The following is an 11,098-nucleotide window of genomic DNA, read 5'->3' on the forward strand; positions in this document are numbered from 1 at the left end:
TGATTTTCTAAAATAAAAAAGGATTAGCTATATTAACTAATCCTTTTTAATAATTAAAAATTATTCTTCGGATTCCTCTAATGAATCAGTCCGTTGTTCACCTTGGTTCGAGGGAAATTCAGACTCGTTATCGTCATCCTCTGTTTCAGCAATTCGCTGCAATCCGACAACTTTTTCACTTTCAGCCGTTCGAATAAGCATAACACCTTGCGTATTTCGACCAACAATGCTCACTTCTGATACACGCGTGCGAACTAACGTTCCTGCATCAGTGATCAACATAATTTGATCGGTTTCTTCAACTTGTACAGCTCCAACAACTGCTCCATTTCGCTCACTGACCTTAATAGAAATTACGCCTTTAGTTGCGCGTGATTTAGTTGGATATAATTCTTGTTCAGTACGTTTACCATAACCGTTTTGAGTAGCAGTTAAAATTGCGCCATTACCTCGAGGAACAATGAGTGAGACTACTTTATCATCACCTTCTAATTTAATACCCCGAACACCGGTCGCAGTTCGTCCCATGCAGCGAACTTTATTCGCCGGGAAGCGAACAACTTTACCATTAGCTGAAAATAACATAATGTCTTCTGTATTAGAGATTTGAGAGACTTCGTCATCATTATCTGTCTCATCAACAATTACATCATCATTGAGCTCTTCATCATCAACGGTATCTGATGTTTCATTACTTGTTAGATCCACACCGATAAGTTCATCATCATCACGTAGGTTAATGGCGATAATACCACCACTACGAGGACGACTAAATTCAATTAGTGAGGTTTTCTTAACTGTACCTTGTGCCGTTGCCATAAACACACAATGTTCGTCATCAAATTCCCGAACCGGTAAAATTGCAGTAATACGCTCATCCGCTTCAAGTGGTAATAGATTAATAATTGGACGACCACGAGAACCACGACTTGCTTCAGGTAATTGGTAAACTTTCATCCAATACAATCGGCCACGGCTAGAGAAACAAAGAATTGTATCATGCGTATTGGCGACCAGTAGTTTTTCAACAAAATCTTCTTCTTTAATTTTGGTCGCCGATTTACCTTTGCCACCACGACGTTGTGCTTCATAATCAGAAAGCGGTTGATATTTCACATAGCCTTGGTGAGAAAGGGTAACAACCACGTCTTCTTGCGCGATAAGATCTTCAATATTAATATCAGCACTGCTAGCTGTGATTTCAGTTCGTCTTGCATCTTGGAATTGATCTCGAACCGCTTCGAGCTCTTCACGAATGACTTCCATCAATCTTTCTGGACTTGCTAAAATATGCAATAGTTCACCGATTTGAATAAGTAACGCTTTGTATTCATCAAGAATTTTTTCGTGTTCAAGACCTGTTAAGCGATGTAAGCGTAGATCTAAGATAGCTTGCGCTTGTGCTTCAGATAAATAATAGTGACCATCACGAATACCAAATTCTGGTGCTAATTCTTCTGGTCGCGCAGCATCATTACCCGCTTTTTCAAGCATTGCAGCGACATTACCTAACTGCCAAGCTTGCGCCAATAATTTAGTTTTCGCTTCGCTTGGCGTTGATGCAGCACGAATTAACTCAATAACAGGATCGATATTGGCAAGTGCTATTGCTAAACCTTCTAAAACATGGGCACGTTCACGAGCTTTACGTAGTTCATATATCGTTCGGCGCGTAACCACTTCACGGCGATGAAGCACAAATGCTTCAATCATTTCACGTAAGTTTAATAGTTTTGGTTGCCCTTTATGTAAAGCAACCATATTAATACCGAATGAAACTTGTAGCTGCGTCAAAGAGAAAAGATTATTTAATACCACTTCAGCAACAGCATCGCGTTTAACTTCGATCACAATACGCATCCCATCTTTATCTGATTCATCGCGTAGTGCTGAAATACCTTCTACTTTTTTATCTTTGACTAACTCAGCTATCTTTTCTATTAACTTTTTCTTGTTAACTTGATATGGAATTTCATTAACAATAATCGTTTCACGACCTGAATGGTCATCAACTTCAATGGTTGCTTTTGAGCGGATATAAATGATGCCTCGACCGGTACGGTAAGCATTTTCAATACCCTTACGACCATTAATTAACGCTGCCGTTGGAAAATCAGGCCCATGAATATGCTCCATTAAACCATCAACAGAAATGTTTTCATCTTCAATAAAAGCAAGGCAACCATTAATCACTTCAGATAAATTATGTGGTGGAATATTCGTTGCCATACCAACTGCAATTCCTGATGAACCATTAATTAATAAGTTAGGGATACGTGTTGGTAACACGTCTGGAATCATCTCGGATCCATCATAGTTAGGTGAAAAATCAACGGTTTCTTTATCAAGATCCGTCAATAATGCACCTGCAAATTTTTGCATACGAATTTCGGTATAACGCATTGCAGCAGCAGAGTCACCATCAACTGAACCGAAGTTTCCTTGCCCATCAACTAACATATAGCGTAATGAAAATGGCTGTGCCATACGCACAATCGTCTCATAAACAGCAAAATCACCATGAGGGTGATACTTACCGATGACATCCCCAACAACACGCGCTGATTTTCGATAAGGTTTATTCCAATCATATCCAGCTTCGTTCATGGCAAATAAAACCCGACGATGAACCGGTTTTAAACCGTCACGCACATCGGGTAAAGCACGCCCAACAATGACAGACATTGCATAGTCAAGATAAGAGGATTTTAATTCATCTTCAATATTAACGGGGGTTATCTCTTTGGCTAGTTCGGTCATAACACCATGTTCTCTTATTAATTTAGATCATCAAAATAGCTTATAATTATAGCATAAAAACACTATTAATGCAGAACTAAACTGTTTTTATTTCAACTTATTCACCATGAATAAACAATGTATTTTCAATTAATTGGCACAAGCAGTTTAGAATCATTGCATGCATCTCGTAAGCCATCACTTTTTTATAGGAGGGAACTCTAATTTCAATATCATTTTGGCTAAGTAAACCAATCACTTCACCACCATCAAAAGCGGTAAGTGCAACAATTTTCATATCTTTAATCACCGCCTCTTGTACCGCCCGTATAATTGATCGACTGTTACCTTGGCTAGTTGCTATAATCAAAATATCACCTTGTTGACCCAAGGCTTGAATTTGACGTGCGTAAACTTCTTCATGAGTGGCAATAGCGCTTAATAATACATTATCAGAAACTAAAGCTAAGGCAGGAATACTGGGTCTTTCTATATTAATGCTAGTCATCAATCGTGAGGTAAAACTTTGAACGTTTGCAGCGGAAGAACCATTGCCACAACTCATAATTTTATTGCCATTAAGTAAACCTTGAACAATGATATTGGCTGCTTTTTCGATTGATGAACCTAAAGACTCCGCCATTACAATTTGTGTTTGAATACTTTCAGTAAAATAATTTTTAATTAAATCTTGCACGTTTTTCACCTAATAATTAAAACGCATTAATAATCCATTGTTGATTTTTACCTGTTATGGCAAAAATATCAAACCTAAACTCGGTATCTTCAATATTCAAATTTTCAGATAGCATCCAGAGTTGTGCTGCTTGCTTAATTTTCGTTTGTTTACTTAACGTTACCGTCATCGCAGCATCGCCAAAATTAGCATTTTTTCGATAACGTACTTCAACAAAAACCAGACATTGCTTATCTTGCATAATTAAATCAACTTCACCTAAGGGATATTGACTATTTTTAGCAATTAATAAAAGCCCTTGTTTAAGTAAGTATTGGCAAGCGATATTTTCATAATGCTTGCCAATTTGTTTATTCTTCGCTTGTTGTGGTAGTTTGAGTTGAACCATGAATATATTGTTGCCAAGACAATGCTCTTGTCACTTCACACTGATTACTTGTCGATAATTTTCCTGTCATTCCATCTAAAAAATTAGGTTGATAAGAATCTAATTGATTAAAGCGGTTTGCCAGTCTCCATGCATCAATGCCCATCGCGTATAAACGCAATAATGAATAATCTTTCTGAATATTGCTTGGTATTATTTCTAACATATTATCGGTGCGATTAATGATCATTGGAATATCAGCATATTCCGTTTTATTCATATCGTAGTTAAAATCATTAGATGCATTGGCTACATGGCTTTTTGAACTGGTATAAATCATTATCTGAGATAAGTTAGTTCCCGATTTAGCCGCCCCCATATCTAACATAGGTTTAATTAGGGTTAGTTCATCATAAGAAGAGTAGATATAAATAGCATCAAAACTAGCTGATTGTTCAGGCGGTACCGGCTGAGTAGTTGCATCATTGATTAAAATAGGTGAGCCACTCAGGCTGATTCCACTATTTTGATTCATATTCGCACTTAATGAACTTTTATTGCCAAAATATTGCACATAAGCTTGAGAATTATTAGCAGATAATTGTGACCACTGTTTAGCAAAAGTTTGCGCGACACGTTTGCCTAAATCATTTTGTGGCACAAGCAGTAGGGGGTTCACCTTACTTTGCGCATAAATATGATCGGCAGCATCCTTTGCTTCATCTTCTGGTGATAGTGCAAAAAAGCACATTTTATTCGTCGATATTGTATTATTATCAACTTTATTGAGTGCTAAAACCGGTATGCTTGGTGCTAATTGTTTTATTTTAACAACTTCATCTTTGAGCAAAGGACCAACGATGAGTTCAACATTTTGCTCTTTTGCTTGCTGAATAAGTGTATCCATTGGCGCACTTGTTGTGTCGAGTAAAACGACATTTTGCTGTGGTTCTTGCGGGAAGAACTTTATTGCATCACTGTAACCTTGCTTAATTGTGTCGCCGAATATACGTGATGAACCATTTAATGGTAATAATAAAGCTACTTTTTTCGCATTCGTGTCTGCGGCAGCTAAGGTCTGCTCACCAGTCAATATTGGTAGGATATTTTTAGCTGGATGATCTGGATACTGGGTTAGCCAATCAGCAACAGCTTGTTTTAATGCTTGCTTTTGTTTTTGCGTTTTCTCGGCTATCACTTCTGGTGTATCACCTTCTTGCGTAGTGGGAGCTTTACTGTTGTTTGTGTACGCATAACTTAAATTAATCCAACCTTGTAAAATGCTGTCATCTTCGTTGACAACAATTGAATTAATTTCATTTACGTTTAACTTGCTAAAGAAATTCCAAGTATTATTTAATATCTGTTTTTTTTGATTTTCTGGCGCATATTTTTCTAATTCAGTATAGTCATGAGCTTGTGCATTAATCTCTTTATTTTTTTCATCACTACTGAGTTTAATAGTATAGTAACGGTATAACTGAGCTTGAGTTAAGCCTTGAGTAGAAAATTGATTAAAATCAAATGACTTTCCTGATTTTACTGCAATTTCACCAAGTAATAATGTTCGCTCTTGTTGTTGCTTAGCATCAAGGTGGGATGATATTTGCGATAGTAATCCATCAGCTTTAGCTAGTTGATTTTCTTTCACTAAAGCCTGAATAGCCATTAACTGCCAATTGGTTTTGGCGTAACCAGAACTTTTATCAGCTTGTGATAAATAATAACTAGAATTTTTATTCTGGTCATAATCAGTCATTACTTGTGGCTTATTGGCAGGACATCCAGCCAATAAGGTAAACAATGTAAGTATTAGCATTGCATAAAAGGACCGTTTTAAATTCATACACCTATTCTCTTGTAATTTGTTATCCCCAAATCCGCTGTACGTGCACAGTAATTTCTTCGCGATCATGATATAACTGTTTAGCCTGAATTTGGACGTTAATTTGTTTACCATTTAATTCTTCATGAAGTAGCAGCAAATTTTGTGTTACTTCTTCATATCGCTTTTTCATTGGTAATTTCAGGTTAAAAATGGTTTCTCGACACCAACCATTAATAAGCCATTTGGCAATTAATTGTGTCACTTTAGTTGGTTTTTCAACCATATCACAGACCAACCAATAAATATTATGCTTTTTTGGCACAAATTTAAAGCCATCTTCACGATAATGTTTTACTTGTCCTGTTTCCATCAATTTTTTATCCATTGGACCATTATCAATGGCATAAACCATCATATTTCGTTTAACGAGTTGATAAGTCCAACCGCCTGGACAAGCACCTAAATCGACCGCATTTAAACCACCTTTTAATCGTTCATCCCATTCTTCGTATGGAATAAAAATATGGAAAGCTTCTTCCAATTTTAAGGTTGAACGGCTAGGCGCATCGCTTGGAAATTTTAGCCGAGGTATTCCCATATAAAATGGCGAATTATTTTGACTTAACGAATAGCCAATATAGCAACTCTGACTATTAATAAAGAATAGATGAATGACGGGCCTTGATGGATTTTCCACTTTCAATAAAATACGTTTATGTCTTAAAGCTTGACGAAGAGGAACAGTAAATTTACGACAAAATCCTATCAGTTCTTTTCCTTCATTAGTATCAGCTACTTCTACCCGTAAATCACCGGCTTTCTCTATTAAGCCTGATAATGAATCTATGATGGGAGAAATACGGTCATGGTTAGGTAGATCGGTTAATAAATCACCGGCTGCAAACATTTGCCGCGCAAAAATTAATGTTCGAAAAGATAACGTTTTAATCAAGTGTTGAGCATCACCATCTTGGTAGCATTCAAAAATAACATAACCACTATTTTCTTTTACTTTAGCAAAACCAAATACTGCTTTTTGTGATGCTTCATCAGTGATTTCAGCCGCACACTCTTTTTCAAATCCTTGGCGACAATACAAAATAATTTTATTTAGTTTTTGCATATTGTAATTTTTACTCTTCTTCTCAACACGATTTAATGAGCGGATATTAATCAGATTGTACACTATCTGTATATAAAGGAGCTTCACCTTTAGGGCGCGTTTTAAAACGTCTATGTAACCACATATATTGTTCCGGTGCTTTTAAAATTTCATGCTCAATGGCTTTATTCATAAACGTGGCAGCAAGTACATCATCATCGATTGGATAACCTTCAAGCACAGGCGTTACATCAACAATATAGTGACCTTTTTTTTCACGTTTAGGTGTAAACGGTATAATTGCAGGTTGCCCCAACTTAACGAGAATGCGAGTTCCGATTGTGGTTGCTGCTTTTTCAACAGAAAATAATGGTGCAAATACACTATTTTTAGGACCATAATCATGGTCTGGCGCGTACCAAAGTAATTCACCATTTTTTAATGCCCGAATCATACCTTTGGTATTGTAACGATCTAACATATATTTGTTTGATTTTAGTCGGCCTTTAAGCTGCACATAGTCCATTACCAGATTATCATTAGGTCGATAAACGCCAACACCTGGGTGACTCATACCTAAAATTCGAGCACCTAATTCGAGTGTTAAGAAATGAATTCCAATTAATAAAACACCTTGTCCTGATTGCTGTACCTTTGTAATATAATCATCACCCACTATAGAAGAATGCTTAGCTAAACGTCTATCGGACCAAAACCAAGCCATACCCGTTTCAAAAATAGCTAATCCAGTCGAAATAAAATTATCACGCAGTAGCGCGTCGCGTTCTTGTTGTGATTTGTCGGGAAAACAAAGTTTAAGATTTTGTTTTGCAGTTTCTTTTCGCTTCCCAATTAACTTCATTGAAAGTAAACCTAATGATTTACCTAGTTGATAAATTATTGGATAGGGTAACAATACCAATAAATATAACAAACCAATTCCTAACCACGTTAACCAGTAACGAGGATGTAATAAATGCTTAGTAAAAACGGGACGAATTTCCTGATTTTGACTCATATTAAGATCAATTAATGATTTAAACAAAGTTAACTATTATATACCAATCTTGGCTCAATATGCAGGAAAATAACATTCCGATTGACAAAATCGGCTATTGTTACATGATGCGTTCAATCATAAAAAGAGAGATTAAAAAAAATATTGGGATTAATTTGATTAATCCCAATAATACTATTGTTAACTTATGGATGAGTAAAAAAATAGATTAAACGTATTTTTTATCATAATACTTCAACATACTTTACACTGCGACTGGCGCCTTGATGGCAGGATAAGGATCATAATCAACAATCTCAAAATCCTCAAATTCGTAATCAAAAATTGTTGGCGGTTTACGCTTTATCAATAATTTTGGTAATGATCTTGGCTCTCGACTTAATTGCAGCTTAGTTTGATCCATATGATTTGAGTATAGATGGGTATCCCCTCCCGTCCAAACAAAATCACCAACCTCCAAATTACACTGCTGAGCAATCATATGTATTAAGAGTGAATAACTTGCAATGTTGAACGGTAATCCCAAAAATACATCACATGAGCGTTGATAGAGTTGACAAGAAAGTTTACCTTGCGCAACATAAAATTGAAAAAATGCATGACATGGTGCTAATGCCATTTGATCAAGTTCACCGACATTCCATGCAGAAACTATCATACGTCTTGAATCAGGATCATTTTTAATTTGTTCAATTAATTGAGTAATTTGATCTATTTGACGGCCATCGGCAGCTCCCCAAGCCCGCCATTGTTTACCATATACTGGGCCTAAATCACCATTTTCATCGGCCCATTCATCCCAAATAGTCACTTTATTATCCTGTAAATAACGGATATTAGTATCCCCTTTCAAAAACCAAAGTAGTTCATGAATAATAGAACGTAAATGACATTTTTTTGTCGTGACTAATGGAAAGCCATCTTGCAAATTAAATCGCATCTGATGACCAAAGATCGATAATGTACCCGTTCCAGTTCGATCAGATTTAGGTGTACCTTCTGCTAAAATTTTTTGCATCAGCGCTAAATATTGTTTCATCGTTTAATCGCCTTACGGTTAAATCTATATGCATATAACAGAATCAAAATACCTCCAATAATCATTGGTAGGCATAAAATTTGTCCCATACTTATCATATTTAAGAATAAGCCTATTTGTTCGTCCGGTTGTCTAAAAAATTCTATGACAAACCGGAATAAACCATAGCAAAGTAAAAATAGACCAGATACAGCACCAACAGGTCTATGTTTACGGATAAATAAATTCAAAATAATAAATAATACTATTCCTTCAAACAACATTTCATAAAGCTGCGAAGGATGCCTTGGTAAAATACCATTAAGCTGAGTATAAAGAGAAAACCATTCAGGATGAGACTGTACATACATAAAATCAGCATGAGACGAGGTTGGAAATAGCATACCAATATGTGAGTGCGTTACGCGTCCCCACAATTCACCATTAATAAAATTACCAAAACGTCCAAACATTAACCCAATAGGAACTAAAGGTGCAACAAAATCAGCTACTTGCATAAAGGTTTTGTGTGTTATTTTAGCAAAAATCGCAATGACACAAATCGCACCTATTAAACCACCATGGAATGACATGCCGCCTTCCCAAACTTTAAACAAAATAACCGGATCTTTAATAAACGCATCAAAGTTATAAAACAAAATATAACCAAGACGGCCACCGATAAAGAGTCCTAAAAAACCCCAAAATAATAAATTTTCAACCTGTTGTGTAGTCCATTGACTATTTGGCTTTCTTGCGCGGCGCTTAGCTAAATAAAGCGCGCCCAATACACCAAATAAGTACATTGCACCATACCAATGTAGCGAAATAGGACCAATTGAAAAAGCAATTGGATCAAAATTAGGAAATTGTAAGTATTGATTCATTTTTTTATACGCTGTTTATTTTTTCGTTTATGAGCAAAGAAATTAAATCGTTTCTTTTTAGAAACATTAACTGTTGGCACTTCTATCTCTGACTGTATAGTAAAAACTGGTAAAGAAAATTCTTTCATTGCTTTTCGATAGACATCACGTTTAAAGGCAATAACTTGACGAATAGGATACCAATAACTCACCCATTTCCAATCATCAAATTCTGGAGTCGAAGACGTATTAAGATTAATTACTGATGTATCAGAAATCAATTCTAATAAAAACCATTTCTGCTTCTGCCCTATGCATACAGGTTGATTTTCCCAACGAATCATTCGTTTAGGTAATTTATAACGCAACCAACCATTAGTTACAGACAAAATTTTCACATCTTTGGGTAATAATCCTACCTCTTCGTTTAATTCACGAAACATTGCCTGCTCAGGCGTTTCGTTTAGTTTAATTCCGCCCTGAGGAAACTGCCAAGAATTTTGTCCATAACGACGAGCCCAAAGAACTTGACCATACCTGTTACAAATAACTATTCCTACATTTGGACGGTAGCCATCATTATCGATCACTGACTACCTCAAAAAATTATTTTTCTATATCTAAATTGTTTCATACATACAGAAATAAATAAATAGGAAAATGAATTTATCAAGCAAATATACTTTTAATCAGCTATTTTTTAGATAATTTAGCTCTTATAACAATGCTTATTATAGCAAAGTGAATTTATATGACTAAACTACCAAGAAAGCCGCATAAGTTATAAATACTTCATAATGCACTACTGAGAAAAATATGAAATCGCATCTTCTATTGTTGTGATTTAAATATTACATATGGTTACTGATGTTGTACCAATTTGGAAATAGCTTTACGTTCACGAATAGGGGGAACGCGTTGCCATAGATTAGTCGGTGCTTCCAGCTTAGTCGCTATAGCTGGGGCTGTATAGAACTCTTTTAACTGAACACCTTGAGCGAGTTTATCTATAGCTTGTTGACTAATTATGCCTTCAACTTGTACCCAATAAGTTTTTGGTAATTTAAATTTTGGTGAGCTGATTTTTGACTGCAATTTACCATCATTGGTCAGTAATAATAATCCTTCACTGTCAGTATCCAGTCGACCTGCCGGGTAAAATTTGGGTAATGAAATAAAATCTTTTAATGTTTGATATTTTTCATGGGGAGAAAATTGCGTAATTACATTGTACGGTTTGTTAAAAGCAATTAATGAGCGCATTTTTTTCCTATCCATTTAACAATGTTCAATAACAATACTTTTAATAATATAGTAAATCATTATCAATTTTCTAGCATTGTTAGTCATAATTATTCCGTTGTAAAAAGCAAAAAAGCCCAGCATCTCTGCTGGGCTCTCGCGCTAATTTAAAAGTCTGGCGGCACCCTACTCTCACATGGGTAATACCCACACTACCATCG

The 11,098-nt window shown here is 35.8% G+C and carries 9 protein-coding genes and 1 pseudogene; all 10 read right to left on the reverse strand.

What is annotated here, in order from left to right; genetic code table 11:
- Positions 1 to 60 precede the first annotated feature (60 nt).
- The gene (gyrA, locus tag J3U57_RS10700) at positions 61 to 2,760 is read right to left on the reverse strand and encodes a DNA topoisomerase (ATP-hydrolyzing) subunit A (RefSeq protein ID WP_267344691.1); all 2,700 of its coding nucleotides are present in this window, start codon (positions 2,758 to 2,760) and stop codon (positions 61 to 63) included.
- 97 nt (positions 2,761 to 2,857) lie between these two features.
- A complete protein-coding gene (locus J3U57_RS10705; protein ID WP_267334269.1) occupies positions 2,858 to 3,436 on the reverse strand; it encodes an SIS domain-containing protein in 579 nt (192 codons plus the stop codon).
- A 16-nt stretch (positions 3,437 to 3,452) separates the two neighbouring features.
- Entirely contained in the window at positions 3,453 to 3,824 is a 372-nt protein-coding gene (locus J3U57_RS10710; RefSeq protein ID WP_267344693.1) for a YraN family protein, read from the reverse strand.
- Complete coding sequence (locus J3U57_RS10715; RefSeq protein ID WP_267344694.1) at positions 3,787 to 5,649, reverse strand: penicillin-binding protein activator; 1,863 nt, start codon at positions 5,647 to 5,649, stop codon at positions 3,787 to 3,789. Before J3U57_RS10715 ends, J3U57_RS10710 begins: the two co-directional genes overlap by 38 nt.
- 22 nt (positions 5,650 to 5,671) lie before the next feature.
- Positions 5,672 to 6,754, reverse strand: a complete 1,083-nt coding sequence (gene rlmM, locus J3U57_RS10720) for a 23S rRNA (cytidine(2498)-2'-O)-methyltransferase RlmM (protein ID WP_267344695.1) — start codon at positions 6,752 to 6,754, stop codon at positions 5,672 to 5,674.
- A gap of 46 nt (positions 6,755 to 6,800) precedes the next feature.
- Positions 6,801 to 7,751, reverse strand: coding sequence for an LpxL/LpxP family Kdo(2)-lipid IV(A) lauroyl/palmitoleoyl acyltransferase (gene lpxL, locus J3U57_RS10725; RefSeq protein WP_267344696.1), 951 nt, complete (start codon positions 7,749 to 7,751; stop codon positions 6,801 to 6,803).
- Positions 7,752 to 7,995: 244 nt separating this feature from the next.
- Positions 7,996 to 8,790: a thymidylate synthase gene (thyA, locus tag J3U57_RS10730; protein WP_267334264.1), complete on the reverse strand. Its 795-nt coding sequence runs from the start codon at positions 8,788 to 8,790 to the stop codon at positions 7,996 to 7,998.
- Complete coding sequence (lgt, locus tag J3U57_RS10735; protein WP_267344697.1) at positions 8,787 to 9,656, reverse strand: prolipoprotein diacylglyceryl transferase; 870 nt, start codon at positions 9,654 to 9,656, stop codon at positions 8,787 to 8,789. The genes thyA and lgt overlap by 4 nt, the downstream gene beginning before the upstream one ends.
- Positions 9,653 to 10,225 carry an RNA pyrophosphohydrolase gene (rppH, locus tag J3U57_RS10740; protein ID WP_065633973.1) on the reverse strand — a complete coding sequence of 191 codons (573 nt, stop codon included), beginning with the start codon at positions 10,223 to 10,225 and terminating at the stop codon, positions 9,653 to 9,655. The genes lgt and rppH overlap by 4 nt, the downstream gene beginning before the upstream one ends.
- Positions 10,226 to 10,520: 295 nt before the next feature.
- A pseudogene (locus tag J3U57_RS10745) lies at positions 10,521 to 10,898 on the reverse strand (pseudouridine synthase); the annotation flags it as partial.
- Positions 10,899 to 11,098 lie beyond the last annotated feature (200 nt).

This window comes from Gilliamella sp. B3464, assembly GCF_026536145.1.
Lineage (GTDB): Bacteria > Pseudomonadota > Gammaproteobacteria > Enterobacterales > Orbaceae > Gilliamella.